The sequence below is a fragment of the Nocardioides sp. genome (assembly GCF_047607185.1).
Classification (GTDB): Bacteria; Actinomycetota; Actinomycetes; order Propionibacteriales; family Nocardioidaceae; genus Nocardioides.
Map to the genome: position 1 here is coordinate 19,065 of NZ_JASGDQ010000141.1, position 26,710 is coordinate 45,774.

Sequence of the window (26,710 nt, forward strand, 5' to 3'; positions counted from 1 at the left end):
TTTGGTCGCGGCGGCGAGTGGGGCGCCTGAGGAGGCGCGGCTCAACATCGGGCAGGTGCTCGACATCCTGCAGCCCGAGTTCCCGGGCTTCATCAGCATCCCCAAGCTGAGGCTGCTCGAGTCCGACGGCCTGGTGACCCCCGAGCGCACCCCGGCCGGCTACCGGAAGTTCTCCTACGCCGACGTCGAACGGCTGCGCTACGTGCTGCGGATGCAGCGCGACCACTACCTGCCCAAGCGGGTCATCGCCGAGCATCTCGACGCCATGGACCGTGGCCTGGAGCCGCCCGAGATCGAGCCGGTCGTCCCGACCGTGCCCGAGGTCGCGCTCTCGGCCGATGGGATGCCGACACCGGAGGCGTTCCTCAAGCGCGACGGGCTGCGGCTCTCCCGCAGAGAGCTGATCAAGACGGCCGAGATCTCCGAGGAACTGCTCGTCCAGCTGGAGTCCTTCGGCCTGGTCAGCGCCAACCGTGCCGGCCACTACGACCGTGACGCCCTGGGCATCGTCAGCACCGCCAAGCAGCTGGCGGAGTTCGGCATCGAGCCCCGGCACCTGCGCGGCTTCAAGGCTGCCGCGGACCGGGAGGTCGGGCTCGTCGAGCAGATCGTCGCGCCACGGCTCAAGGCCTCCGATGCCGAGGTGCGCGACGGCGCCGAGCGGACCGCCGCCGAGCTCGCCGCGCTGTCGGTCAAGCTTCATGCGACCCTGGTCAAGGCCGGGCTGCGGCGACTGTAGCGCCGGGGTAATGTGGAGAGCGTGCGCGAGGTCGACGTCATGGGAGTGAGGGTCGAGATGCCCTCCAACCAGCCCCTCGTGCTGCTCCGGGAGGTCGCGGGGGAGCGCTATCTGCCGATCTGGATCGGCGCCGTCGAGGCGACGGCCATCGCCTTCGCCCAGCAGGGCGTCGTACCACCGCGGCCGCTGACCCACGACCTGCTCAAGGACGTGCTGGTCGCGCTCGGCACCGAGCTCGCCGAGGTGCGGATCACCGACGTCCGTGACGGCGTCTTCTACGCCACCCTGGTCTTCGACTCCGGCGTCGAGGTCAGCGCCCGGCCGTCGGACTCGATCGCGCTGGCGCTGCGCACCGGCACCCGCATCGTCTGCGCCGAGGACGTGCTCGACGAGGCGGGGCTCTCGGTGCCCGCCGAGCAGGAGGATGAGATCGAGCGGTTCCGCGAGTTCCTCGACGAGATCACCCCCGAGGACTTCCAAGCCTGACTCACCCTCAAGCTGAGGGTTAGGGTTGCGACACGCCGGGTGGGTCTTTGACGCCCACGACGATCGCGCCTACCTTGAAGTGTCTCTGTTGTAACTCCATCCGTGACATCTCGTGGATCGACTGTCGCGGGCCTTCCCCCGACGGGGTTACGCTCAACGGAGTAGACCTCACGGAGGACCGCGTGAACGAGCACGAGCAGGAGAGCGGCGTCAGCGCCGAGGAGCTCCTGGCCGCCCAGGCGGCCGACGAGCAGGGACTCCTCTTCACCGACGACGTCTCGCCCCTGCCCAGCGACCTGGGCTATCGGGGGCCGACGGCGTGCAACGCGGCCGGCATCACCTATCGCCAGCTCGACTACTGGGCCCGCACCGGGCTGGTGGAGCCCAGCGTGCGCGGCGCGACCGGCTCCGGCACCCAGCGGCTCTACAGCTTCCGCGACATCCTGATCCTCAAGGTGGTCAAGCGGCTCCTCGACGCCGGCATCTCGCTGCAGCAGATCCGCACCGCCGTCAACCACCTCCGCGAGCGCGGCACCGACGACCTCACCCGGGTCACCTTGATGAGCGACGGCGCCTCGGTCTACGAGTGCACCAGCAACGACGAGGTCATCGACCTGCTTCAAGGCGGCCAGGGCGTCTTCGGCATCGCCATCGGCGGCGTCTGGCGCGAGATCGAGGGCACCCTCACCGAGCTTCCCAGCGAGCGCGCCGCGGACTCGGCGGAGGACACCGAGCCGATCCCCGGCGACGAGCTCGCCGCCCGTCGCGCCGCCCGCAGCGCTGGCTGACCGGTCACTCTCTCTTCCGCAACGTCATCCGAGCTGGTCGCTCCAACGGCCGGCTCGGATGACGTTGTCGTCAATCAGGCCTGTCGATAGCAGGTCGTCGGCCCGAGGCGGCTATCGTGGGACTCGCTGCGCATCCCGCGTGGGAGAGCCCTGTCGGACAGGGCGCCGAAGGGGCAATTCCTCCCCGGAATCTCTCAGGCACCACGACCACACGGGACAGGCGACTCTGAAGGCGCGAGGACGCACTGACAGAGGGGGAGGACCGGTCGAAGTCCGCTGTCCCTCCAGGAGCCGCCACCGTGTCCGACACCCCCTCGCTGACCGACCTCGACGCCGCGTCGCCCTTCGTCGAGCGTCATATCGGCATCTCGCCCGAGGCCGAGCGGCGGATGCTCGACCTGCTCGGCTATCGCTCCCTCGACGCGCTCATGGACGCGGCGGTGCCGGCCGGCATCCGCACCACCGAGCCGCTGGACGTCCCCGAGGCGCTCACCGAGACCGCCGTCGCGGCCCGTGCCCGTGAGCTCGCCGCCCTCAACTTCCCCGGCGAGCCGCTGATCGGACTGGGCTACCACGCCACCATCACGCCGGCGGTGATCCGCCGCAACGTGCTCGAGGACCCGAGCTGGTACACCGCCTACACGCCCTACCAGCCCGAGATCTCCCAGGGCCGCCTCGAGGCGCTGCTCAACTTCCAGACCATGGTCGGCGACCTGACCGGCCTGCCGGTCGCCAACGCCTCGCTGCTCGACGAGGGCACCGCCGCGGCCGAGGCCATGACGCTGGTACGACGCGCCAGCCGCAAGGCCGCACCCGGCGCGTCGTTCGTGGTCGACGCCGACGCGCTGCCGCAGACCATCGACGTGATCCGCACCCGCGCCGAGGCCATGGGCATCCCGGTCCTGGTCGCCGACCTGACCCGCGGACTGCCCGACGGCGACATCGCCGGCGTGCTGGTGCAGTACCCCGGCACGTCGGGCAATGTGCTCGACCCGCGCCCGGTGATCGAGGCCACCCACCAGCGTGGCGCCCTCGCGGTCGTCGCCGCCGACCTGCTCGCCCTCACCGTGCTGGAGGCGCCCGGCGCGCTCGGCGCCGACGTCGTGGTCGGCTCCACCCAGCGCTTCGGCGTGCCGCTCTTCTACGGCGGCCCGCACGCCGGCTTCATGGCGGTCGCGCAGGGCCTGGAGCGCCATCTGCCCGGCCGGCTGGTCGGTGTCTCCGTCGACGCCGAGGGCCGGCCGGCGTACCGGCTCGCACTGCAGACCCGCGAGCAGCACATCCGCCGCGACAAGGCCACCTCCAACATCTGCACCGCCCAGGTGCTGCTGGCCGTGGTCGCCTCGATGTACGCCGTCTACCACGGCCCGGCCGGACTGCGCGCCATCGCGCTGCGGACCCACCGCTACGCCGCCGTACTCGCCGCCGCGCTCCGCGACGCCGGTCACCGGCTCACCACCGAGACCTTCTTCGACACCCTCACCGTGACCGTCCCCGGCCGCGCCGAGACGATCGTCGCGGCGGCCCGCGAGCGCGGCCTCCACCTGCGGCTCGTCGACGCCGACACCGTCGGCATCTCCACCTCCGAGACCACCACTCGAGAGATCCTGGGCAAGGTGCTGGCCGCCTTCGGCATCGCCGACGCCGACCTGGACGACCTCGACCGCACCACCGCCTCGGCGCTGCCCGAGGGGCTCTCGCGCGCCACCGAGCTCCTCACCCACGAGGTCTTCCACAGCCACCACAGCGAGACCCAGCTGCTGCGCTACCTGCACTCCCTCGCGAGCCGCGACTACGCCCTCGACCAGGGCATGATCCCGCTGGGCTCGTGCACCATGAAACTCAACGCCACCACCGAGATGGAGCCGATCTCGCTGCCGGGCTTCGCCGACCTGCACCCGTTCGTGCCGGCCGCCGACGCTCAGGGCTACCAGATCCTGGTCGAGGAGCTGGAGGGCTGGCTCGCCGAGACCACTGGCTATGACCGGGTCTCGATCCAGCCCAACGCCGGCTCCCAGGGCGAGCTCGCCGGACTGCTGGCGATCCGGGGCTACCACCGCGCCAACGGCCAGAGCCAGCGTGATGTCTGCCTGCTGCCCGCCTCCGCGCACGGCACCAACGCCGCCTCGGCAGTGATGGCCGGGATGAGGGTCGTCGTGGTGCGGTCGGCCGAGGACGGCACCGTCGACCTCGACGACCTGCGCGCCAAGTGCGAGGAGCACAGCGCCGACCTCGCCGCCATCATGGTCACCTACCCCTCGACGCACGGCGTCTACGAGGCGGGCATCACCGAGCTCTGCGAGATCGTGCACGGCCACGGCGGCCAGGTCTACGTCGACGGCGCCAACCTCAACGCGCTGCTCGGCTACGCCCAGCCCGGCCGGTTCGGCGGCGACGTCTCGCACCTCAACCTGCACAAGACGTTCTGCATCCCGCACGGTGGCGGCGGACCCGGCGTCGGCCCGGTCGCGGTCCGGTCCCACCTGGCGCCCTACCTGCCCTCGCACGCCCTGCACCCCGAGGCGGGTCGGCGCAAGGGCATCGGTCCGATCTCGGCAGCGCCGTACGGCTCCGCGGGCATCCTGCCGATCTCGTGGGCCTACATCCGGCTGATGGGCGCCGCCGGCCTGACCCGCGCCACCGCCACCGCGGTGCTCTCGGCCAACTACGTCGCCGCTCGCCTCGACGAGCACTACCCGGTGCTCTATCGCGGCGAGACCGGGCTGGTCGCCCACGAGTGCATCCTCGACCTGCGCGGGATCACCCGCGATACCGGGGTGAGCGTCGACGACGTCGCCAAGCGGCTCATCGACTACGGCTTCCACGCCCCGACGATGTCCTTCCCCGTCGCCGGCACGCTGATGGTCGAGCCCACCGAGTCCGAGGATCTCGCCGAGCTCGACCGGTTCATCGACGCCATGATCGCCATCAAGGGCGAGATCGATCGGGTCGCGGCGGGGGAGTGGACCCCCGAGACGTCGGTACTCCGCGGCGCCCCGCACACCGCTCGGGCGCTGGTCGGCGAGTGGGACCGGCCCTACAGCCGGGAGCTGGCGGTCTTCCCGGCCGGCATCGACCGTGACAAGTACTGGCCGCCGGTGGCCCGCATCGACAACGCCTACGGCGATCGCAACCTGGTCTGCGCGTGCCTGCCGGTGGAGGCGTTCTAAGCGCCCAGAACACGTGCTCAGAACGTGTTCTCAGACCGCCTCGGCGTCGTCGCGGGACTCGCCGACGTGGGGGTCGAGCGCCAGCTCCGGGCGCTCCACCCCCTCCAGCGCGACCAGGTCGTCGAGCTGCGAGGGCTCGGCCAGCTCCTCGCTGGTGAACCGCTTGGTGAGCGCCTCGATCTGCCGCGGCACGGTGAGCGCCGCGCCGGCGCTGTCGAGCCGGCGGGCGGCCGGCAGCACCCGGGTCTCGAGCGAGCTGGCGAACTCGTTGTAGCTGCGGACGGTGCTCTCCAGGGAGCGGCGCAGCTTGTCGGCGTAGTCCGCGACCTTGCCGATGCGCCGGTAGAGCTCCTGGCCGGTGGTGAAGACCCGCTGGGCATCCTCGGTAAGGGTCTCCTGGCGCCAAGCCAGCGCGATGGTCTTGAGCAGGCCCAAGAGGTTGGTCGGCGTGGCGAGCACGACGCCCTTGGCGAAGGCATGGTCGAGCAGCGAGCCGTCGGCGTCGAGCGCGGTGGCGAGCAGCTGGTCGTTGGGAATGTAGGCGACGACCAGCTCGGGCGACTCCAGGCCGGTCCAGTATTCCTTGCGAGCCAGCGCGTCGATGTGCCCCTTGAGCCTCTTGGCGTGATCGCCGAGCAGTCGCTGCCGCTCGACGTCGGCGACGCCCGGCTCGTAGGCGGCGACGAAGGAGTTGTAGGGCACCTTGGCGTCCACGGGCATCTGCAGTCCGCCCGGCAGCCGGACCACCATGTCGGGTCGTCGTTCGCCGGAGTCGGCGCTGATCGACTGCTGGAGGTGGAAGTCGACGTGGTGGACCATGCCGGCGGCCTCGACGAGGGTGCGCAGCTGGGTCTCGCCCCAGACGCCGCGCACGGCGTTGTTCTTCAGCGCCGCGGCGAGCGACTCGGCAGCCTTCTTCGACTCCTCGACGCTGACCTGCGTCTGCCGGATCTGCGCGGCCAGCTGGCCGTGCTGCTCGGCACGCGCCCTCTCCAGCTCGTCGACCTTCTGCTGCATCTCCTTGAGCTGCTCGGCGACGGGAGCCAGCCTCTCCAGCACCCGGCTGTGCCCGCTCTCCTGATGCTCGCGCTCGGCGCGCTCGCGACGCTGATGCTCGACATACTCGACGTGCTGACGGCGAGTGGCCTCGACGGCCTCGCGCAGCTCCTCGACCTGGGCCAGCGCGGCGGCGAGCTCCGCCTGGGTCGTCGAGCGCACCTCGGCCTCCTGCTGTCGCACCTGGGCCAGCGCGGCCTCCTGCTGCGCCGCGAACAGCGCCCGGGTGCGCTCGGCCGCCTCGGCAGCCGAGCGGGTCGCCGTCGCCTCGCCCTCGGCGCGAAGCTGCGCCTGGGTCGCCGCCGCCTCGGCCTGCAGCGCGGCGATGGCGCTGTCATGGCGGCGCTGCCGGACCGCCACTACGGCTCCTCCGGCGAGGAGACCGAGCAGCAGACCGAGAGCGAGGAGACCAAGGGAAGCCATGCCGGGAAGTCTTCCAGCGACCTCCGACAGTTCTGGGCCGCACACGCCGAGACCGCCGGCCGGAGGCCGCCTCCTGCACGGATCCAGGCTCAGCGCTCGAACGCGGCCTTGACGGCCAGCTGTCGGCGCAGCGTGTCCGCGACGTCGGCCACACGCCGCCGCAGCGGGCCGTCGAGCCGCTCCGCGAGCGCCTCGGCCCTGGCCAGCGTCTCCGGGGTAAGGGAGGTGGCCGGGAAGAAGAACTCGGCGGCGTCGGCCAGCACCCAGCCGCTGCGTACCGCCGCGGTGCCCGCCAGGTCGGCGAAGTAGCGGTCGACGTACGGCGCGGTCACCTCGGCCGGTCCGGACCACATGCCGATGCCGGCGGCCTCGACCTCGTAGTTGGGCAGGTCGGTCTCGCCGGTGAACACCGACCAGGCATAGGCCTTCGCGGCCTGGTCGGGCAGCGAGCAGAGCGCCCGGGTGTGCTGGACGCGAGCATCGGCGGCCGGGTCGGCGTCGAAGGCGGCCCGCAGCTCCTCCCGGGTCACCACGCCGAGCTCGGCGAGCCGCACCAGCAGCCGCCACCGGACGTCGCGGTCGAGGTCGATCCCGGCCGGCGGCGCAGCCAGCCAGCCCCGCAACCGCTCGGCCGAGGTGGCGCTACGGACGGCGGCCCGGAAGGCGCCGAGTTGCGGGTCGGTGCCGTGCGGCAGCACGGCCAGCCTCGTCATCACCGCCTCGTGGACCCGCTCCAGCGATCCCGCCGGTGCCAGTGGGAGCACCTTGCCGAACAGCCAGGCCTGGGTACGACGCTTGCTGTCCTCGGCGTCCTCCACCGGCGGGCTCGCCACCGCCACCTCGACGACCGAGGCGGGGGAGACCAGCGCATTGTGGAAGGCGTTGCGCAGCCCGTTCCAAACCCCGGCGCGCAGGTGCTCGTCGTCGATCGCGGGCAGCAGCGTGGGCAGCGCCGCGATCGTCTCCGGGTCGGGGACGGTGACCGCCCAGGTGTCGTCGTAGGGGTCGAGCAGGACGACGCTCCCGGTCGGCGCGTACGACGTCTCGGCACCGGTGACGGTGACCGTCTCGGCCCGCCACGAGCCGTCGAAGACCGCCGCCCGGAAGGTGTGGTCCCGCTGCGCCGGCGCGGACTCGGGCGCGGTCCGCCGTACCACCCCTGCCGCCCGGTCCCAGACCAGCCGGTCCGGCCCGGCCTTGAGCAGCCACTCCCGGGTGACGTCGGCCAGCGACCCGGCGCCGGCCCGCTCCCAGGAGGCGACCAGGTCGCGGAGGGTGGCGTTGCCGAACCGATGGCGGCTCATGTGGTCGACCACGCCGGCGAAGAAGACGTCGTCGCCGAGCCGGGCGGCGAGCTGGCGCAGGATCGCCGAGCCCTTGGCATAGGAGATCCCGTCGAAGTCCTGCAGCGCGCCGACCGCGTCGGTGGCGCCATTGCCGGCCACTGCGTGGGTGGAGGGCCCCTGGTCGGCGACCAGCCCCCACTGCCGGCGGGCATAGGACATGTCGACCCAGGTGTCGGTGAACTCGGTCGCCTCGGCGGCGACCCGGTTGCCGAGATACTCGGCGAAGGACTCGTTGAGCCACAGGTCGTCCCACCAGGTGGGTGTCACCAGGTTGCCGAACCACTGGTGCGCCATCTCGTGGGCGACCAGTGCGGCCCGATAGATCCGGGTGCCCCGCGCGACCCGCGAGCCGAACACCAGCGGGTCCCGGATCGTCACGCAGCCGGGGTTCTCCATGGCGCCGGCGTTGAACTCGGGCACGAACGCCTGGTGGTACTTCCCGAACGGATAGCGAATGCCGAAGAGCCGGTGGTAGGCGTCGAAGGACTGCCTGGTGAGGGTCAGCAGCTCCTCGGCGTCGGCGTCGAGCTGGGCGGCCAGGCTGGCCCGGGCCGAGAGACCGAGCGGGATCTCGTCGTGGCTGTCCTCGATCACGTGCCAGGGACCGGCGACGACGGTGACGAAGTAGGTCGAGAGGGGAGCGGTCCGCTCGAACTCCCAGCGGCCCGGCTCGGTCTCGGTCCCCGCTGCGTTGGCGAGGACGGTCCAGCCGACGGGCGCGGTCACGTGCAGGAGGTACGGCGCCTTGAGGTCGGGCTGGTCGAAGCAGGCGAAGACGCTGGGCGCGGCGTCCATGAACATCATCCCGTAGACGTAGTGCCGGCCGTCGGCCGGATCCACGCTGCGGTGCAGCCCCTCGCCGTCGTTGCGGAACCGCATGGTGGCCTCGACGACCAGCTCGTTGGCCCCGGCCTCGGTGAGGATCGGCAGCCGGCCCCGGTCCAGCGCCTCGGCGTCGATCGGCGCGCCGTTGAGCGTCACGGCGTGGACCGCGACCGGCTTGAGATCGACGAAGGTCGGTCCGCCGGCGCTGGTGAAGCGGATCCGGGTCACCGACCGGAAGGTCGAGTCGTCGACGTCGAGGTCCAGCCTGACGTCGTACTCCTCGAGGTCCAGGAGCGCGCGGCGCGCCTCCGCCTCGGTGCGCAGCAGGCTGTGGAACACGGCTACACCCTAGGGTGGGAGCATGACGGAGCAGCAGGTCGACCTGACGAAGATCGGGGAGCATGGGCCGCACCGTGACGCTGGGCGACCCGGTGCGCTCTGTGACTACCCGACGGTGATCTTCTGAAAGGTCACCGGCGTGTTCGGCCGGCCGGTGCCGTCACCCCAGGCGCCGTCGTTCCCGGCGGCGCCGACGCCGGCGAGGATCTGCGTGGTCGCGTCGTCGAAGTGGCCGAAGACGGTGTAGCTCGGTTCGAGCTGGGTGTCGCCGAAGACCAGGAAGAACTGCGAGCCGTTGGTGTTGGCGCCGGCGTTCGCCATCGCCACGGTGCCGGCCGGGTAGGTCTCGGCGCCGGTCAGCTCGTCGTCGAACTGGTAGCCCGGACCGCCGGTGCCGTCACCGGAGGGGTCGCCGCACTGGAGTAGCGAGAAGCCGGTGCTGACGCCGAGCCGGTGGCAGGAGGTGTTGTCGTAGAACCCCTGCTTCGCGAGCGAGAGGAACGAGTTGACCGTGCACGGTGCGCTCTCGGCGTCGAGGGTGAGGTTGAGGTCGCCGACGGTGGTTGTGATGGTGACCGGCACGTCACCGGTCTCCTCGGCGTGGCCCGGAGGCAGGTCGACGCCGCTGTCGGTGCCGTCGGCGGTGTAGGTGCAGGCGGGGCCCTCGGACGCGGTCGAGGTGGCGTCGCTGTCCTCGGCGGAGCCGCAGGCCGTGAGGGCGGCGACCAGGACCAGCGTGGGACCGAGGGGCAGCAGGGCTCGCTTCAGCATGGCTGGCATCGTAGGGGCTCCGCCTGAGTGCTCTCTCAGGGAGGGGTTTGGGAGCTCGGTCGTAGCGTGGAGACATGCAACTGGGCGTCCACTACATGAACTTCTCCCACCCCGACTGGCAGCACACCCTCACCGACCGGCTCACCGAGACCGCCAAGGTCGCCGACGAGGGCGGCGTCACGCTGCTGACGGTGATGGACCACTACTACCAGATGATCCAGGCCGGCGGTCCGTTCGAGCCGATGCTGGAGGGCTACACGACCCTCGGCTACCTGGCCGGTGTCACCTCGAACGTCGAGCTCGGCCTGCTCGTCACCGGCGTCACCTACCGTCACCCCGGGCTGCTCGCCAAGATCGCCACGACCGCCGACGTACTCTCCCGAGGCCGTGCCTGGCTCGGCATCGGCGCCGCCTGGTACGACCGCGAGCACGAGGGCCTGGGCGTGCCGTTCCCGCCGGTCAAGGAGCGCTTCGAGCGGCTCGAGGAGACGCTGCAGATCGTCAACCAGATGTGGAGCGACGACGACGGCGCCTACTCCGGCAAGCACTACCAGCTCCGAGAGACCCTCAACCTGCCGCAGCCTCCTCGGGGCCGGCTGCCGATCATGGTCGGCGGGGGAGGGGAGCAGAAGACGCTGCGGCTGGTGGCGCAGTACGCCGACGCCTGCCACCTCTTCACCAGCGAGGGCCTCGACAGCGTCGCGCACAAGCTCGACGTCCTCCGGGGACACTGCGAGGCGGTCGGCCGCGACTACGACTCGATCAAGAAGACGATCGGCGGCGGTGGCGGCCCCGATCCGCTCGCCGATCCCGACGCCTTCCTGCGGTCGATGGAGGACTACGCCGGGCTCGGTGTCTCGCTGGTCACGGTCGCGCCGTACGGCCAGGACCCGGTCGCCTGGACGACGGAGTTCACCGAGACGGTGCTGCCGCGACTCCAAGAGATCTGATCCGGCTAGGTTTCGGGTCGTGGATCTACGCTTCGAGTTCGACGACCTGACCCGGCCCGAGGTGCTCGCCCTACTGGAGGAGCACCTCGCGGACATGTACGCCGTCTCGCCGCCGGAGTCCGTCCACGCGCTCGACCTCGACGGCCTGCGCGGCCCCGCGATGTCCTTCTGGTCGGCCTGGTCCGGCTCGTCGCTGGTGGGGTGCGGCGCGCTCAAGACGCACGCCGACGGGTCGGTCGAGCTGAAGTCGATGCGGGTCGCCACCTCCGCCCGCGGACGCGGGGTGGGCGCGGCGATCCTGTCGTTCCTGCTCTCCCAAGCGCGCTCGCGGGCGGCCACCGTGGTGCGGTTGGAGACCGGCGCGGAGGACTACTTCGTGCCGGCGCGCCGGCTCTACGCCTCCCACGGATTCGTGGAGCGAGGCCCCTTCGCCGACTACGTGGAGGACCCGAACTCCGTCTTCATGGAGCTGGCACTCTGACCGAGCTGTCGGTCCCGCCTGACAGACTGCGAGCATGGTGCTGGAAGTGGGCCCTGACGGCGAGCCGCGCTGCGGCTGGGGCGTGTCGACGCCGGACTACGTCGACTACCACGACACCGAGTGGGGCTTCCCGGTGCGCGACGACACCCGGCTCTTCGAGAAGCTGTGCCTGGAGGGGTTCCAGTCGGGGCTGTCCTGGCTCACGATCCTGCGCAAGCGGCCGGCGTTCCGGGCGGGTTTCGCGGGGTTCTCGATCCCGGCCGTCGCCGCGTTCACCGACGCGGACGTGGCGCGGCTGCTCGGCGACGCCGGCATCGTGAGGCATCGCGGCAAGATCGAGGCCACGGTCAACAACGCCCGCCGCGCCGAGGCACTGATCGAGGAGCGCGGCTCGCTCGCCGACTACGTCTGGTCCTACGCGGTCGACCCGCTGCCCCCGCTGTGGCGGGCGACCTCGCCGGAGTCGGAGGCGATGTCGAAGGACCTCAAGAGGCGCGGCTGGCGCTTCGTCGGCCCCACCACCGTCTACGCCTTCATGCAGGCGATGGGCCTGGTCAACGACCACGAGCTCGGCTGTGTGATCCGGGAGCGGGTCGGCACACCCTAGTCGTCGGCTGTCAAGGAGCTCAGCGCGGCCCCCGACTTCTTCTTGGAGGACTTCTTCGAGCTCTTGGTCGACTTGTTCTTGGTCGACTTGTTCTTGGTCGACTTCGTCTTGGTCGACTTCGTCTTGGTCGACTTCGTCTTGGTCGACTCCTTGGTGTGGGTTGCCGCCCCGGTGTCGGCGTCGGGCTCCTCGTCGTCGGCCGAGGGGTCCACCCAGCCGGGAGGCGGACCCTGCGTGCCGAGCGTGAGGGTGACGTCGTACGACGACGCGGGGCCCTCCATCTCCGCACCGGTGCCGAACTCGAAGTGCCAAGCCTCGGGTTTGCTGCCGGTCTCGGCGGCCCAGGTCGGGTGGCCCCAGCCGTACTCCGGCGCGTGCTCCACCAACCACTCGTGCTCGGTCGTGCCGAACTCCGCGCCGCCGCCGGCCACGTCGATCGCCAGGCCCCAGCCGTGGTTGGAGTAGCCGGGCTCCGCGGTCAGGTCGGGCTTCTGCTCGTGCGCGGTGACCTGGGCCTCGAAGGACCGGTAGGAGTCGGTCAGCGTCAGGTCGGTGCCGAACTCGGCCCGATAGGCCACGTTGAGCTGCTCCAGTGCGGCGGCGGCGTCGCACTGCAGCCGCTGTTCCGGCGCGAAGCTGAGCGCGCAGAGCACGTCGTCGCCAAGCTCGCCGTTGCTGTACGCCGAGAGGTCGATGGTGACGCTGGTGGACGTCGGGTCCGCCGTCGTGGTCTCGGCGGAGTCCGTGGTCTCGGCAGTGTTCTGGGTCCCGGCGCTGAGCGGGTAGGGGACGTCCGGGTCAAGGACGAGCGCGCCGGCCGGAGCGGCGAGCAGGACCCACGCGGTGAGGGCTGGGAGGACGACGATGCGGACGCGCCCACTCATGGAGTGGCGCCTCGACGATGAGGGTGATGACACCCCGAGAGGCTCGATGACTCAGTTCAGCGTGCACCCAGCGCCACCTGTGCGGTTGCTACGAGGTGCGGGCGCCAGGACGCCCCCTGTTCGACGCCCCGTTGCGCCATGACTCGCGAGGCGCTCACGGCAGACTCCACAAGGGCTGAGAACCAGATGACGCCACCGCCATCGCGGGACAGTCCTTGCGTGTACTGGATCTAGTACGTAGGTTGGAGGACATGACTGCTGCCGCCGCGATCGAGGACATTCTCGAGAGGTCGGGGCTCACCAAGTCGGAGCTCTCGACCCGCTCCGGCGTCAGCCGTTCGCTCATCGACGACTATCTCAAAGGCCGTCGGCAGCCCTCGGTCGCCCAGCTCGAGCGGCTGGGGGAGGCGGCAGGGCTTCGGCTCGACATCATCTGGGGTCCGAAGGTCGAGCCCGATATCAAGCCAACTCCGCGGTGGGCGATCCCGAGCGAGGAGATGAAGCCGCCACCGCTATCTGAGAGGGACCGGGCCGAGGTTCTCGTGCGGGTGGTCGAAGTCGCCATGTGTCAGCGACGTCGCCTGCGAGGAGAGCTGGAGTTCCCTCCGTTCCGAAAGCTTCTGCGCCAATGACTCCGCCGGCAATCGTCTTCGACCGCGCCATCGACGTCTATCAGCGACTGACAGCTGCGGGAATCGACTGTGCGATCGGGGGAGCCCTCGCCCTCGGCTATCACATCGATGATCCGCGCGGCACGCAGGACATCGATCTCAACATCTCGCTGCCAGCGTCCGATGCCAGGCGCGCCTTGTCCTGCCTGCCGGACGACGTGCCATGGGACGAGTCGACCCTCGCGCTCATCGAACGCGATGATCAAGTGCGCATCATGTGGCCGATCGCAGATGAGCTGCCGATGCCGCTCGATCTCTTCTTCGCCGTCTACTTGCTGCATGATCGCGTTCGTGAACGATCACTCACGGTAGAAATGCGTGGCCATCCCATCCGCATCCTCTCCGCGACAGACCTCACGATCTTCAAGTCCCTGTTCGCTCGCGGAAAGGACTGGGTCGACATCGAGGCGATGCTCGACGCCCACGACTCCTCGGTGGACCTGGACGAGGCAGTCAGATGGGTCGCCGAGATCGTGGGAGAGGACGACCCGCGCACGGTGCGGCTGCGCTCCTTGCGGGACTTGTAGCCGCCGGTCAGGGTTGCTGGCCGATGCCGAAGCGACGCCGCTCTCGCTGACGTCGGCGTCGAGCACCTTGCGTTGTCGGTGAGAGTGAGCACTTCTCTCCGCGCTCAACCTCGAGAGGGGCTGGTGCGTAGGGATGGGTGAGACGGCGATCGGCGCAGGGAGGTGACAGTGGGGCGAGGACAGCGGAGGCGCGAGCTCGATCTGGAGTTCGAGCGGTTCGTGGTGGCCGTGTGGCCGCGGCTGCGCCGCGCGGCGTATCTGCTGTGCCACGACACCCACGAGGCCGACGACCTGGTGCAGACGGCGTTGGCCGCGACCTATGCGCGTTGGCGCGGCGTTCGCAGAGAGGACGCCTATGCCTACGTACGTCGGGCCGTGGTCAACGCCTATCTGGACGGCCTGCGCCGGCGTCGGCCGGTGCCGGTCGAGCACGACCCGGACCGCCTGGTCCCGGCCGACCACTCGGTCGAGGCGCGCAGCGAGCTCGCTGAACTCCTCGCACCACTCTCGCCCCGCGAACGCACGATCATCGTGTGGCGCTACTACCTCGACGCCTCCGAGGCCGAGGTCGCCCAGCGGCTCGGCATCTCGGCGGGCACGGTGAAGAGCACCGCCTCACGGGCGCTGGCACGAGCGCGCTCGGCCGCCAGCATCCGGGCCACGACAACCCAAGGAGAGGGTCGATGACCGACCAGGACACCATCGAGCTGCGCCGGATGGTCGAGCGCGACCCCGCACATGCCGCCCCACCGGACCTGCCGGCTCTGATCAGATCGGGCCGACGGATCCGGGCCCGTCGGCGTCTGCTGGGGGCGGGAGCCGCCCTCGGCGTCGCCGCCGTGGTCGCCGTACCGATGCTGACGCTGGCCGGAGGCCCCGCGGGCACCCCGGTCGCCGACGTGGCGCGGGACACCGCCTCCGCATCGGCCACGAGGCCGGGCCCGGCCTCGGCGACCGCCGACGAGCCCGAGTGTGGTGTGTTGTCGTGCGTGGATCCCGACGACGACATGGTCGAGACCGGGACGGTCGTGGACGAGCTCTCGATCGACACGCTGCCGGATGGCGCCGAGGAGATCCTCTACGTCGCCCGTACCGAGGGGGAGGGGGAGCAGAAGGGGCGGACCGTGGAGGTGATCATGGCCGGCTACCGCTACCAGGGCAGGGTCTACCGCACCGCCTGGGCGCTCCAGCCAGGTGCCGACGACCCGGAGGCGTCCGGAGGGGACAGGACCGACCGGCCAGGACTCTGGATCAATCCCGGGCCCGTCAACAGCCCCGACTGCACTGGCGACCACTACGTCCTGCTGGGTTATGTCGACGGCAGCCCGGAGCAGATCACCTGGTCGACACCGGACGGTGGCACGGGGGAGGTGGGTGGCCTACTCCGGCTGGACGGGTACACCGCGTTCTACCTGACCCAGCCCATGCCCGTCGGCTGCGTCCCCGCGCTGTCGGCGACACGGAACCCGGACGGCTCGATCACGGTCCAGACCGAGCAAGGCCCCAAGACGTTCCACTCCGGTGACGTCGTCACGATCCCGCGCAAGGAGCTGATGGGGACCGATCCCGGCCTGCCGCCCGGCCTCACCATCCACACCTCCGACGGCTGGTCCTGCACGATCCAGAAGTGCGGCTCGTCCGGCTAGTGTCGCGGGGCCGAAATGCTTGGACGGTTGGCCTGCTCGGGGTGCGTTGCGGAGGACATCTTGCAGGAGCGGCGTAAGAGCCGTTCGGATCGCATCGAACGGTGGTCTCAGAACATCCCTCGCCCAGAGAGCCAGACACTTCTTGCCTGGGACGACGATCAGGGCCGGTTGCTCGGGTTCGTCAGCACCGGGCCTGGGCGCGAGGAGCCGCAACCGGACCTTCCGGACCTGGAAGTCTGGGCGCTCTATGCTCGCGCCGAGGCGTATGGCCAGGGCGTCGGCTACGCACTCTTGAACGAGGCGATCGGGACTGCGCCGGCATATCTCTGGGTGCTTGACGGAAACCATCGTGCGGTCGGCTTCTATCAGCGTCAGGGCTTCCGGTTCGATGGATCGTCCAAGGTCGAACCCGTCGGCGTGGAGCGCCGGATGGTCCGCCAGCGGGTTACGGTGAGTTGATTCGTCGGCCGGCGTACCGGGCCCACGGCGCTGGTCAGAGCTGGGTTCAGTCCGGCCAGCGGGGTAGTGGGTCAGCCGCCCACGATTGATTCATCCGATGCAATACGCAGACTAATAGTTGACATAATGTCGCTTATCGGCGAACCGGCATCACGGCCGGCAGACGAGGGGCAATCGGCTCCCGCTGACCGGGCTCAGCCAGGGTGCCGTCCCAACCGGCCCACTCCACCATCCGCAGCGACACCGACCCGGGCACCCACTCCGAGACGCCCCGCACCGATGAGATCGCGCGGTCGGGGTGGCGCAGCATGTGCCGTGACCAGACCAGCCGCCGACGCATCGTCGCTGCGACCTCGACGCGGCCAGCATCCTGCGCTGCCCGCAGCTGCGAGCGTGCGTCGGCAATGACGTAGCCACGCACCAGGCGCCGGACCCGCCAGAAGGCGACCTCGCTGACCTTGCCCTCCAGGGGCTCGCGCATCGGCCAGGATCCACCGAAGCCGTAGAGCCGCCCCGTCTTGGTCCAGCCCGGCGGACGGCCCTGCCGCTGGTAGTGCGCCACGCCACGCGAGGCGTGCTTCGAGAGGTACTTCAGCCAGCCAGCCGGGCCCGTGATGGGGACGACCTCTTGAGCGATCCGGCCAGCCTCATGGCTGACCGCCAGCCGCAGCCACTCATCCACGACCCACCGGCCAGCCGTCCGCGCCAACGCGTCCGGGTCTGCGCCGTCCGGGTCCGGTGCGTCCGTGCTCGCGCTCCGCGCTTGCGCGCGGGCGCTCCGGCCCCGGCTCGGCACCGTCCAGTCCGCCCCGACGTAGACCGCCATGTGCAGATGCGGCGTGCCCCGACGCTGCCACTCCACCACCCAATGCCAGCGAGTGAACCCAGCGACACGGAGCCGCTGCAAGAGCGCCTTGACCAGGCGCGACCACTCATCCTGGGTCGCCGGGGTCCGGCGCAGCGTCAGCGTGATCCCCACGCCGATCCCGTCAAGGTCCTCGACCTCGACGGCGTACAACTTCGCCTTGTGACGGCGCACGCTGTCGCGCGTCCAGCCGGTCACCGCACCGCGCTTGGTAGGACGCGCCCCGCCGCGTCCGCCGCGCCCAATCGTCAGCCCGTTCTCGTAGGATTTGAACGACGCCATGCCCGCCAACCTGTCTGGTGTCCACGCCCCCTGACGCGCCAACGTCGAGGGGGCTCTTTCTTCGGTTCTGAACGACGGCCCAACGGGCCGTCGTGAAGGGCCGTAGAAGCCCTGTTGTGGAGATATGCAACCACTAATCAAGGGGACGCCCGGCTTCGGCTCGCCGGACCCAGCGATCAATTCCCGAGCCCGACTACTCCCCCTATCTCCGAGTTTCGTTGATATCGCGGCCGTGGTCGGCGACAACCCAAATTGACGCCGCTGGCGCCCTAATAGCCCACAGGGCCGACAATTTCGGTTTACTGCCCTGGTGAGCACCGAGGCAGGCAGTCACGCCCGCTGGCTGCTGGGCCGGGCTGTCGAGGCCATCGAGCGGACCCGGAAGGGACCCCAAGAGCCGTTGGCCCACCTGCTCGACCTGCGACACGCCCGAGACCACCTTCACGATTCGATCGGCTACATGGTCGTCGCCGCAGTGAGGGAGGGAGCCTCCTACGCCCAGGTCGGCCGGGCCTTGAGGATCAGCAGACAAGCCGCCCGACAAGCCCATCTTCGCCGCCTGGTCGACGCCGAGGCCCGCTACCAACGTGCACACATCGACCGAGACCTGCCGCCGCTACCGCCACCACGACGCCGCATCCGCTGGCCCTGGCTGCGGCGAGCCGCCTGAGGACCTTGAAGAGGGACAGGCCCGGGTCCCCGAGCACTCCCCTGCCGCTGGCGGCTCACCTTCCGGTATCACGGGCCACTCACTGTCAACCGCGACCAGTCCTCAGCAGCCACAGGGACGTGCTCCGCACCTGCGTCCACCGCCTCCCAACGCCGGGCGGTTGACAGCGAGCCTCCACGGCCCGTGATCCCTCGCGCTCGCGGTGGGACCCGGCAAAAGCGGCCGGGACCCACCCCGACCCAACAGGAGGACCACCATGAACACACGAACCGCGCTCGCAGCCCACGCCCTCGACCGGGCCGCCTACCGGCTCGCCTGCGACGTCGCCGACGACGGCAACGTCTGGACCCCACAGGGCACCGCCTGGCCCACGCGCGCCGAACTCATCGAAGCCTTCCGCGCGGCCCGCCGCGAGTGGATCGCGGCCACCGATGCCGAGCAGAACGACCCAAACGACCCAACGGAGTGACCCTGTGAGCCAGCACGACACCTGCCCGCATCCCGACCACCTCGCGCATGACTTCACCCCGCCGCCCGTCTGGACCGTGACGGTCGAGCACATCGACCCGGACGGGATCGCGTGGGAGGTCCTGCACCGACTGTGCAGCGAGCACTACCGCCAGGCCAGCGACGCCTTCCGACTCTTCGGCGTCACCTTCGACAGCAAGATGGAGTGACCCAATGAGAACGCCTAGGCTCACCGCCATGCACCCCGCGGAGGACCAATACGAGCGTGACGTAACAGCAGCGCACGCCAACGCCGAGGCCGCCCTAGCCGCCCAGCAGATCGCCGCCATGCAGTACGCCGACGCCTGCGCCGACCAGGCCCCACAGAAGATCCGCGACGCCGCTCTAACCCTCTACATCCACAAGCGCGAGCAAGCCGACAACGCCCTCGAACTCCTCGAGCTCATCCGCGACCACGGCATGGACGCACCCCGCGACATCATCGACAACGCCCTACGACGCCACCGCGCCAACAACCCCAAACCCCGCCGCTGACCTGCAGAAACACTGTCGCTTATCGGCGAACCAGTCAGGAACCCCGACGAGACGCGCGACCAAACGATCAGGTGGTGTTGGTTTCCAAGATCGCTGTCCAATTTCCAGTCGATGTGTCTAGAAGTTCCAGGCGGTTGTCCAGAGCTGGCGCTCACGGGAAGCAGCAAGCTGCGGCGCCTGCGGTCGTTGCACTGAGGTACGGTGACCTGGTGATCCGCGAGGCGCTTCCTGAGGACTTCGGCGCCTTAATGCGTCTCTACCGTCAGTTGCACCCTGGCGACCCAGCCCTTGACAACGGCAGCGATCGTGACGTCTTCGACGCAATCCTGGCCACACGCGGCCTAACGCTGCTGGTGTTGGAAATCGACGGCGTCGTTGTTGCGACGACCTACCTGAACATCATTCCTAACATCACGCGAAGCGCTTCGCCGTACGCCGTCATCGAGAACGTCGTCGTCGACGAGTCCGTGCGCCGCACGGGGCTTGGGAAACAGATCATGACCGCGACGCTCCGGGCCGCTTGGGACGCGGGCTGCTACAAGGCGATGCTCCTCACGGGCTCCAAGACGCCCTCGACGCATGCCTTCTACCGTAGTTGCGGCTTCTCGCCTGACGCGAAGACGGCCTACCTCGCTCGCCCGTGATCGCGGCATTTTTGACCCTTGGCGGTCCCCTGCCATTGGCTGGCTACCCTCAACCTCGTGAGCAACGGGACCGTACGGAGAGCAACTGCGGCGGATGTGGACGCGCTTGTGCGGCTCCGGGCCGAGATGTTCGCTGCGATGAACGTGGCCGACACCGACGAGCTTTGGCGTACCAATGCGCACCGATGGTTCTCCGACAGGATCGATGAATCTGACTACTGCTTCGTAGTGGTCGAGGTTGACGCTCAGGTCGTGAGTTGCGCGGCCGGAGCTATCCGCGACGCTGCGCCCTCGCCTGCCGTCCCAGACGGCCGCGACATTCTCGTGAGTAACGTCTCCACGGCCCCCGCCTTTCGCGGCCGCGGATACGGCCGGGCGGCGTTCGACGGGGTGATGGCCTGGGCCCGCCAGGTTGGCGTGCGCCGCGCTGAGCTGATGGCAACTGCGTTTGGGCGGGGGATGTATGTGCGGGCAGGGTTCCAGGACACGTCCTTCCCAGCAATGCGTGCCGCGCTGGGTGAGGCGTGGTCATTGGACAGCGACCGTGGAAAGCAACAGTGACACCGGCGCCCTTTGAAACCCCTCTGAAGGGCGGCGCGGCACCCCCTCGTTCCTACCACCTGTCCTACCGATCGGATAGTATGACGGCATGGCACGGGTGAAGCGGTCGATCTCCTTGGCGAGTGACCTCGCGTTGCAGATCGAGTCGGCAGCGGCCGAGGCAGGCACGTCGGTGAGCGCATGGCTCGCCGAGAGCGCGGCCCACCGCCTGCGAATGGAGGCCGGTCGCAAGGCTCTGGCCGAGTGGGAATCCGAACACGGTGCGTTGACCAAAGCCGAGCTCGAAGAGGGACGCGCTCGTGTCCTTGGCCTTCTCGGCCTGGCTGAGAAGAAGAGTGCCTGACCCGCGGTGAGCGTCACCTACGACGCGGGCGCCCTCGTCGCCGGTGAGCGCAACGACCGGAAGATGTGGGCACTCCACGCAGCCCTTCTCGACCTGGAGATCTCCCCCAACGTGCCGGCCCCGGCGCTGGCGCAGGCCTGGCGAGGTGGTTCTCGCCAGGCATCCTTGGCGCGCATGCTCAAGCAGTGCCACGTCGAGCACATGACCGAGGCGCAGGCATTGGCCATCGGTGCGGTCCTCGCCGCCTCTGGCACCGCCGACGTGGTCGACGCTGCGGTGGTGGAGTCCGCCCGCAGGCTGGGGCACACCGTCATCGTCACCTCGGACCCCGGCGATCTGGGCTCGATCGCCGCTGCGCTCGGCTTCGAGGTCACCCTCGAAGTTCCATAGCACCGAGGAGATCGCGCGGCCGTCGTGTGTGTCGCTCAACTCTCACTCCACCATCCGCGGCCCGGTCCACCCCGGCGAGCCGAGGCAGGTGACCAGACGATGAGGCGCGGCACCCCTCGCACCCCTGGACAGCCCCCGGCGGCCAATCGTTACCTCGCCGAAACCTTCCATGGGCAGGGGTCGAGTACTTTTTCGCACAGGTGCGAGATTGACTCACACAGACTGCCGATTGGAGACACAGATGGCGCAGGACCCGGCCCCCTTCGCGATGCCCGACGGCCGAGGGGACGGCTCCCCCGGCGCCGATCCGATCCGATCCGTGCTGTCCCGGCGGGGGATGCTGATCGGTGGCCTGGGCGCGCTGTCACTTCCGTTGCTGGGGGCTTGCAGTTCGAGCTCGGACGGTAGCGGAGGGAACACCGCGCCGACCAGCGGCGGCAGCAGCTCGGCGGCAGTGTCGCCCACTGGGGGCCAGTTGCGGATGGCCCGGCCGGCCACCCGTACCGGGGAGGGCCTCGACCCGGTCAGCGACCTGTACACCTATGAGTTCCTCGGTGCGCTCTACAACAGGCTGGTCAAGGTCGCCAAGGACGGCACCCTGGCGCCGGATCTGGCCACTGAGTGGGAGCCTTCCGCGGACCTACTGACCTGGACCTTCAAGTTGCGCGATGGTGTCACCTGGCACGACGGGAAGCCGTTCACGTCCAAGGACGCCAAGTACACCTTCCAGCACATGTTCGACATCAAGGCCAGTCAGTCGGCAGTGCTCTCTCCGATCATGACGCCTGCCGACATCCAGACGCCCGACGACCTCACCCTGGTCTTCAAGCTGACCTCGGCGCACGCCGAGTTCCCGACGCTGTTGACCAACTATTCGTCGTACCTGATTCCCGACGGGTCCGGCGACACCATCGCCCAGACGGGTATCGGCACCGGCCCGTTCCAGCTGGTCTCATTCGTGTCTGGCGGCCGGGGCGAGGTCAAGGCCAATCCGAACTACTTCGGCGGCCCGCCCAAGCTGGACAGCATCGAGTTCACCGCGATCGCCGATGCGCAGGCACGGATCAATGCGCTGATGAGCGGCCAGGTCGACATCATCTCGCAGACGAATCTGGACTATGCGACCCAGCAGGTCGTCAAGGCCAATCCGCTGCTGACCACGGCAACCGTGGACAACGCGGTGATGTATGCCATGCCGATGCTGCCGTCCATGGCGCCCTTCGACAATCTCGAGGTCCGGCAGGCGTTCAAGACCGCTTACCAGCCGCAGGACCTGCTCGATCTGGCGGTGCACGGCCAGGGCACGATCGCCAACAACAACCCCGTCCTCTCCACCGATCCGTACTACCTGGACTACCCGCTGACCCCGGATCCGGAGAAGGCGGCGGCGACCCTGAAGGCCGCGGGGGTGACCGAGCAGGATCTGTACACCTCGAGCTTCGAAGCGGTCTACGAGCCGCTGGCCCTGGCCTACCAGGCGTCGCTGGCCGAGGCGGGCATCACCATCAACGTGAAGACGGCACCGGCCGACTCGTACTACACCGAGACCTACGCCAAGAAGTCGTTCTGCCTGTCCTACTGGTACACCGGCCGGCCGATCGACCAGCTGCTGAACCTGGTGTTCCGCGGTCCCACCTCCGAGGCCCAGTGGGACGACCAGCAGTTCAGCGACCTGCTCGACTCCGCCCGCAAGGAACCCGACCAGGCCAAGCGCAAGCAGCTCTACCAGGACGCGCAGAAGCTGGCCATCGACGAGAGCGGCGAGATCGTCCCGTTCTTCGGCCACCGGACCACCGGGCTGACGACGAAGGTCACCAACTACACCGAGTACGGGTTCGAATTCGACTACCTCAACATCGGAATCCAGCCTTGAGATGACCGTTTCGTCGGTCGCCCGTCAGCTGGGTTACGCGCTGCTGACCATGCTGCTGGTGACGATCCTGGTGTTCCTGGCCCTGCAGGCCCTCCCGGGTGATCTCGCCTCCCAGGTCCTGGGCAAGGACGCGACACCCGAGGCGAAGGACGCCCTGCGTGCTCAGCTGCACCTCGATGACCCAGGATGGCAGCGCTACCTGAGCTGGCTGGGCGGTGTGCTGCACGGCGACTTCGGACACTCGCTGGTCAGCGAGAAGTCAGTGCTGTCCGAGGTTGCCCTGCCGCTGCGGAACTCCGCCGTGTTGGCACTGATCGTGGTGGTCATCGGCGTCACCGTCGCGGTGGGCCTCGGTGTGATTGCCGGACTCACCCGGGGGCGCTGGCCGGACGCCGTCATCTCGGGTGTCGCCCTGGTCGCGATGAGCGTGCCCGAGTTCACCGTCGCCACTTTGCTGGTGCTGCTGTTCGCGATCAAACTGATGTGGTTCCCCGCCGTGGTGACGGACGGACCGACGGCGACGCTGAGCCAACTGCTGCCGGCGATGTGGTTGCCGGCAGCCGCGCTGATCATCGCCATGTCGAGCTACATCATCCGGATGATGCGGACCAGCGTCATCGACGTGATGGCCAGCGACTACATCGCGATGGCCGGTATCCGCGGGCTGTCACGGCCACGAATCCTGTTGTTGCACATGATCCCCAACGCGATCCTGCCGACGCTGAACATCATCGCGATCAATATCGCCTACCTGGTCGGCGGTGTCGTGGTGGTCGAGGCCGTCTTCAACTACCCGGGGATCGGCACCACCCTGGTCAACGCGGTGCACGTCCGGGATCTGCCGGTGCTGCAGTTCGTCGCCCTGATGAGCGCGATGCTGTTCATCGTGTGCAACCTGCTCGCCGATGTCGCCGCGACCTTCCTCAATCCGCGGATGCGCACCCCGGGGCGGGCTCGATGACGGCACCGCGCGCCGGCGTGCTGCGCAGCGCCCTGGGCACCTCGTGGGGACTGCGCAGCGGCGTCGTGCTGATCGCCATCAGCGTGCTCGTCGCGATCTTCGCGCCGCTGATCGCCCCGCACTCGCCGGTCGAGCCGAATGCCTTGCACGTCATCGAGAATCCGTCGCGAACCTATCTGCTCGGGACGGATCAGCTGGGCCGTGACGTGTTGACCCGGGTGCTCTACGGTGGCCGGTTCGCCCTGGTGATCTCGTTGTGCGCGACCGTCATGATCGTCGTGCTCGGCACCTTCCTGGGCTGTCTGGCCGCCTACCGGCGCGGCTGGTTCGACCAGGTGCTGGCCCGGCTCATCGACACCCTGCTGGCGATCCCGGCGATCCTCGGGCTGCTGGTGGTGGTCACCGTGCTCGGGGCCGGGATGCCGATCATCGTGCTGGTGTCGACGGTGATCTACCTGCCCGCGTCGACCCGGGTGCTGCGGGCGAGCGCGCAGACGGTGGTCGACCTGGATTACGTCACCGCCGCCAGAGCCCGCGGCGAGCGATTCTGGCCGATCCTGCGGCGCGAGCTGTGGCCCAACATCCTAGACGTCGTCATGGTGGAACTGGCCGTCCGAGCCTCGTCGATCCTGCTGCTGGTCAGCGCCCTGTCCTTCCTGGGCTTCGGCGCGAACCCGCCCACTCCGGACTGGGGGCTGATGGTGTCCGAGAACCGTGCACTGCTGGCGGTGGCGCCGTGGGCGACGATCGCCCCGATCATCGCCCTGGCCTTCATCATCCTGGGCCTGAACCTGGCTGCGGACGGTTTCGCCAAGGCGCGCGGCGTCGATCGAGGGGTGGCCAGATGACCGAACAGCCGACCGCCGCAGTGGCACAGATCGAGGGACTCTCGGTGTCCTATCGGTCGGGTGGCCGGGAGATCCCAGTGCTCCGCGATGTGTGGCTGACCTGCGAGGCCAACGAGACACTCGGGATCGTCGGCGAGTCCGGATGCGGCAAGTCGACGCTGGCCTCGGCGCTGGTGGGGACGCTGCGCCGCGGGTCCCGGTTGACCAGCGGCACCGTGGAACTGTCCGGCGAGCCGGTCTTCGGCGTCGGTGCGCGCACCCTGAGCCGGATCCGGCGGACCCGGGTAGGGTTCGTCCCGCAGAACGCCGGGCACAGCCTCACCCCGTCCATGCGGGTCGGCAGCCAGATGGTCGAGGTGCTGCGCGCCACCCGGGGTCTGGACAAGGACGCCGCGGCCCGGGAGGTCCTCAGCCTCTTCGGGCAGGTACGGCTGCCGGACCCGGAGAGCCTGGTGCGCCGGTACCCGCACGAACTGTCCGGCGGCCAGCAGCAGCGGGTCGCGCTGGCGATGGCCCTGGCCGGCCGACCAGGTCTGCTGGTCCTCGACGAGCCGACCACCGGGCTGGACGTCGTCACCCAGGCGAGCGTGTTGGCACTGCTGCGGCAGCTGCGTACCGAACTCGGCGTCTCCATCGTGCTGGTCAGCCACGACCTCGCGGCGGTGGCGGCGGTCTGCGACCGGATCATGGTGATGTACGCCGGCCGGGTGGTCGAGCTGGGCAGTGCCCAGGAGGCGTTCGCCGCCCCCGCCCACCCCTATACCCGAGGGCTGCTGGCCAGTGTGCCCAAGCTCGACCAGCCGGGACTGCCCGTCACCATGGGCGGCACGGTCGGCGACGCCGCCACCCTGCCGGGCTGCTCCTTCGCGCCCCGCTGCACGTTCGCCACGCAGACCTGCCACAGCGGCGCCGCGCCGGAACTCACCGCCTTCTCCGAGGACCGGCCCGATCACCGAGCCGCCTGCCTGAACCTGTCGGAGGTGCTGGCCTCGCCGCTGCGCCGCGCCACCCCACGCCGCCGGCCGATGGGTCACCGCGGTGTCCCGCTGCTGACGGTCACGGGTCTCGAGGTCGACTATCGACGCCGTCCGGATCCGCGCTCCGGGCCCACCGTCCAGGACGTCGATCTCACCGTGCATCGCGGCGAGGTGGTCGCGCTGGTCGGCGAGAGCGGCAGCGGCAAGTCCACGATCGCCTGGACCATCGCCGGGCTGCGGCGGCCGACGGCCGGCACCCTGACCCTGTGGAGCGGCGACGGTCCCGAGCCGGAGCCGGCCGACCTGGGCCGGCCCGCCGAGGCCCGCGAGCCGTCACTGCGGCGCAAGGTGCAGCTGATCTTCCAGAACCCGACAAAGGCGCTCAATCCCCGGCGTACGGTCGGCGATGCCGTCTCCCGGCCGGCGCGGTTGCGGGGGTTGCGAGGCCAGGCACTGCGGCAGGTCCGGGACGAGGCGCTCGCCGACGTCGGATTGAGCCCGACCCGGGCGGACAGCATGCCTGGACAGTTGTCCGGCGGTGAGCAGCAGCGGGTCGGCATCGCCCGCGCGGTAGCCGCCGGCCCGGCGCTGGTGCTGGCCGACGAGATCGTGTCCGCGCTGGACGTCTCCGTCCAGGCGTCGGTACTGCGGCTGATGGAGGAACTGCGCGAGGAACATCAGCTCGGCTACTTGTTCATCGGGCACGACCTGGCCGTGGTGCGCGCCGTCGCCGACTGGGTGGTGGTGCTCTACCTCGGCCGGGTCTGCGAGGAGGGGCCGGTGGACGAGGTCCTCGGCAGGGCCACCCATCCGTACACCCGGCTGCTGGTGCGATCCGTGCCGAGCGAGACACCGGGCGCCGAGCTCAAAGCTGGCAGTGGCGTGTCGGACGAGCCGGAGTCGGCGCCGCCGCCGGCCGGCTGCGCCTTCCAGCGTCGCTGCCCGCACCGCATCGAGGGGGTGTGCGACGTGGTGACCCCGCCCTGGCAGACGATGGGTGCGGGCCATCGGCTCCGCTGTCATGTCCCGATCGGCGAGTTGTCGCCAGTATCGTGACGATTCTTGCGGGACAGTGCTGCCCGCCGCGAGACGGCGTCGGGCGGAGGCGTCCACGCACCCGTCCTGA

General features: G+C 69.6%; 29 protein-coding genes and 1 riboswitch. Of the genes, 24 read left to right on the forward strand and 5 right to left on the reverse strand.

Annotation, left to right across the window (positions count from 1 at the left end; genetic code table 11):
- Positions 1–55 precede the first annotated feature (55 nt).
- From QM595_RS16880 to gcvP, 4 genes are all read left to right on the forward strand, one after another.
- Entirely contained in the window at positions 56–739 is a 684-nt protein-coding gene (locus QM595_RS16880) for a MerR family transcriptional regulator (RefSeq protein ID WP_415172744.1), read from the forward strand.
- A 21-nt stretch (positions 740–760) separates the two neighbouring features.
- Positions 761–1,225 (forward strand): bifunctional nuclease family protein, encoded by a 465-nt coding sequence (locus QM595_RS16885; protein WP_415172745.1) that lies wholly within the window; start codon positions 761–763, stop codon positions 1,223–1,225.
- 182 nt (positions 1,226–1,407) lie between these two features.
- Complete coding sequence (locus QM595_RS16890) at positions 1,408–2,013, forward strand: MerR family transcriptional regulator (protein ID WP_415172746.1); 606 nt, start codon at positions 1,408–1,410, stop codon at positions 2,011–2,013.
- 130 nt (positions 2,014–2,143) lie between these two features.
- Positions 2,144–2,233: riboswitch (glycine riboswitch) on the forward strand.
- 79 nt (positions 2,234–2,312) lie between these two features.
- Entirely contained in the window at positions 2,313–5,183 is a 2,871-nt protein-coding gene (gene gcvP / locus QM595_RS16895; protein ID WP_415172747.1) for an aminomethyl-transferring glycine dehydrogenase, read from the forward strand.
- Between the two features lie 30 nt (positions 5,184–5,213).
- On the opposite strand, the gene QM595_RS16900 is transcribed toward gcvP, so the two are convergent.
- From QM595_RS16900 to QM595_RS16910, 3 genes are all read right to left on the reverse strand, one after another.
- Positions 5,214–6,662 (reverse strand): DNA recombination protein RmuC, encoded by a 1,449-nt coding sequence (locus QM595_RS16900; RefSeq protein ID WP_415172748.1) that lies wholly within the window; start codon positions 6,660–6,662, stop codon positions 5,214–5,216.
- An 89-nt stretch (positions 6,663–6,751) separates the two neighbouring features.
- Complete coding sequence (gene pepN, locus QM595_RS16905; protein WP_415172749.1) at positions 6,752–9,172, reverse strand: aminopeptidase N; 2,421 nt, start codon at positions 9,170–9,172, stop codon at positions 6,752–6,754.
- Positions 9,173–9,277: 105 nt separating this feature from the next.
- Positions 9,278–9,943 (reverse strand): peptidylprolyl isomerase, encoded by a 666-nt coding sequence (locus QM595_RS16910; protein ID WP_415172750.1) that lies wholly within the window; start codon positions 9,941–9,943, stop codon positions 9,278–9,280.
- A 74-nt stretch (positions 9,944–10,017) separates the two neighbouring features.
- On the opposite strand from QM595_RS16910, the gene QM595_RS16915 reads away from it, so the two are divergent.
- Genes QM595_RS16915 through QM595_RS16925 form a run of 3 tightly spaced genes read left to right on the forward strand, consistent with a single transcriptional unit; the run spans position 10,018 to position 11,981 of the window.
- Entirely contained in the window at positions 10,018–10,893 is an 876-nt protein-coding gene (locus QM595_RS16915; protein ID WP_415172751.1) for an LLM class F420-dependent oxidoreductase, read from the forward strand.
- Between the two features lie 19 nt (positions 10,894–10,912).
- A complete protein-coding gene (locus QM595_RS16920; RefSeq protein ID WP_415172752.1) occupies positions 10,913–11,374 on the forward strand; it encodes a GNAT family N-acetyltransferase in 462 nt (153 codons plus the stop codon).
- Between the two features lie 34 nt (positions 11,375–11,408).
- Positions 11,409–11,981, forward strand: coding sequence for a DNA-3-methyladenine glycosylase I (locus tag QM595_RS16925; RefSeq protein ID WP_415172753.1), 573 nt, complete (start codon positions 11,409–11,411; stop codon positions 11,979–11,981).
- Here QM595_RS16925 and QM595_RS16930 read toward each other — a convergent pair.
- Positions 11,978–12,865, reverse strand: coding sequence for a D-alanyl-D-alanine carboxypeptidase family protein (locus QM595_RS16930; RefSeq protein ID WP_415172754.1), 888 nt, complete (start codon positions 12,863–12,865; stop codon positions 11,978–11,980). The two genes, QM595_RS16925 and QM595_RS16930, sit on opposite strands and share 4 nt — an antisense overlap.
- Positions 12,866–13,116: 251 nt before the next feature.
- On the opposite strand from QM595_RS16930, the gene QM595_RS16935 reads away from it, so the two are divergent.
- The 5 genes from QM595_RS16935 to QM595_RS16955 all read left to right on the forward strand — a co-directional run bounded on the left by QM595_RS16935 (position 13,117) and on the right by QM595_RS16955 (position 16,168).
- Entirely contained in the window at positions 13,117–13,497 is a 381-nt protein-coding gene (locus QM595_RS16935) for a helix-turn-helix domain-containing protein (RefSeq protein ID WP_415172755.1), read from the forward strand.
- Entirely contained in the window at positions 13,494–14,063 is a 570-nt protein-coding gene (locus QM595_RS16940) for a hypothetical protein (protein ID WP_415172756.1), read from the forward strand. The genes QM595_RS16935 and QM595_RS16940 overlap by 4 nt, the downstream gene beginning before the upstream one ends.
- A gap of 168 nt (positions 14,064–14,231) precedes the next feature.
- Positions 14,232–14,750, forward strand: a complete 519-nt coding sequence (locus QM595_RS16945) for a SigE family RNA polymerase sigma factor (RefSeq protein WP_415172757.1) — start codon at positions 14,232–14,234, stop codon at positions 14,748–14,750.
- On the forward strand, positions 14,747–15,709 hold the full coding sequence (locus QM595_RS16950) for a hypothetical protein (protein WP_415172758.1): 963 nt from the start codon (positions 14,747–14,749) through the stop codon (positions 15,707–15,709). Before QM595_RS16945 ends, QM595_RS16950 begins: the two co-directional genes overlap by 4 nt.
- Before the next feature lie 60 nt (positions 15,710–15,769).
- Entirely contained in the window at positions 15,770–16,168 is a 399-nt protein-coding gene (locus QM595_RS16955; protein ID WP_415172759.1) for a GNAT family N-acetyltransferase, read from the forward strand.
- Positions 16,169–16,301: 133 nt separating this feature from the next.
- Here QM595_RS16955 and QM595_RS16960 read toward each other — a convergent pair whose 3' ends face one another.
- Positions 16,302–17,315 (reverse strand): hypothetical protein, encoded by a 1,014-nt coding sequence (locus QM595_RS16960; RefSeq protein ID WP_415172760.1) that lies wholly within the window; start codon positions 17,313–17,315, stop codon positions 16,302–16,304.
- A gap of 310 nt (positions 17,316–17,625) precedes the next feature.
- Here QM595_RS16960 and QM595_RS16965 point away from each other — a divergent pair, with 310 nt between their 5' ends.
- The 12 genes from QM595_RS16965 to QM595_RS17020 all read left to right on the forward strand — a co-directional run bounded on the left by QM595_RS16965 (position 17,626) and on the right by QM595_RS17020 (position 26,640).
- Positions 17,626–17,985: a hypothetical protein gene (locus QM595_RS16965; protein WP_415172761.1), complete on the forward strand. Its 360-nt coding sequence runs from the start codon at positions 17,626–17,628 to the stop codon at positions 17,983–17,985.
- A 256-nt stretch (positions 17,986–18,241) separates the two neighbouring features.
- The gene (locus QM595_RS16970) at positions 18,242–18,454 is read left to right on the forward strand and encodes a hypothetical protein (RefSeq protein WP_415172762.1); all 213 of its coding nucleotides are present in this window, start codon (positions 18,242–18,244) and stop codon (positions 18,452–18,454) included.
- Between the two features lie 4 nt (positions 18,455–18,458).
- Positions 18,459–18,662, forward strand: a complete 204-nt coding sequence (locus QM595_RS16975; protein WP_415172763.1) for a hypothetical protein — start codon at positions 18,459–18,461, stop codon at positions 18,660–18,662.
- Between the two features lie 28 nt (positions 18,663–18,690).
- Entirely contained in the window at positions 18,691–18,987 is a 297-nt protein-coding gene (locus QM595_RS16980; protein ID WP_415172764.1) for a hypothetical protein, read from the forward strand.
- A 209-nt stretch (positions 18,988–19,196) separates the two neighbouring features.
- Positions 19,197–19,631 carry a GNAT family N-acetyltransferase gene (locus QM595_RS16985; protein ID WP_415172765.1) on the forward strand — a complete coding sequence of 145 codons (435 nt, stop codon included), beginning with the start codon at positions 19,197–19,199 and terminating at the stop codon, positions 19,629–19,631.
- A 57-nt stretch (positions 19,632–19,688) separates the two neighbouring features.
- The gene (locus tag QM595_RS16990; protein WP_415172766.1) at positions 19,689–20,192 is read left to right on the forward strand and encodes a GNAT family N-acetyltransferase; all 504 of its coding nucleotides are present in this window, start codon (positions 19,689–19,691) and stop codon (positions 20,190–20,192) included.
- A gap of 88 nt (positions 20,193–20,280) precedes the next feature.
- On the forward strand, positions 20,281–20,535 hold the full coding sequence (locus QM595_RS16995) for a hypothetical protein (protein ID WP_415172767.1): 255 nt from the start codon (positions 20,281–20,283) through the stop codon (positions 20,533–20,535).
- 6 nt (positions 20,536–20,541) lie between these two features.
- Positions 20,542–20,925, forward strand: coding sequence for a PIN domain nuclease (locus QM595_RS17000; protein ID WP_415172768.1), 384 nt, complete (start codon positions 20,542–20,544; stop codon positions 20,923–20,925).
- Between the two features lie 241 nt (positions 20,926–21,166).
- Positions 21,167–22,798, forward strand: a complete 1,632-nt coding sequence (locus QM595_RS17005; RefSeq protein WP_415172769.1) for an ABC transporter substrate-binding protein — start codon at positions 21,167–21,169, stop codon at positions 22,796–22,798.
- 1 nt (position 22,799) lies between these two features.
- A complete protein-coding gene (locus tag QM595_RS17010; protein ID WP_415172770.1) occupies positions 22,800–23,759 on the forward strand; it encodes an ABC transporter permease in 960 nt (319 codons plus the stop codon).
- Positions 23,756–24,607 carry an ABC transporter permease gene (locus QM595_RS17015; RefSeq protein ID WP_415172771.1) on the forward strand — a complete coding sequence of 284 codons (852 nt, stop codon included), beginning with the start codon at positions 23,756–23,758 and terminating at the stop codon, positions 24,605–24,607. Before QM595_RS17010 ends, QM595_RS17015 begins: the two co-directional genes overlap by 4 nt.
- Complete coding sequence (locus QM595_RS17020; RefSeq protein ID WP_415172772.1) at positions 24,604–26,640, forward strand: ABC transporter ATP-binding protein; 2,037 nt, start codon at positions 24,604–24,606, stop codon at positions 26,638–26,640. The genes QM595_RS17015 and QM595_RS17020 overlap by 4 nt, the downstream gene beginning before the upstream one ends.
- Positions 26,641–26,710: the final 70 nt, after the last annotated feature.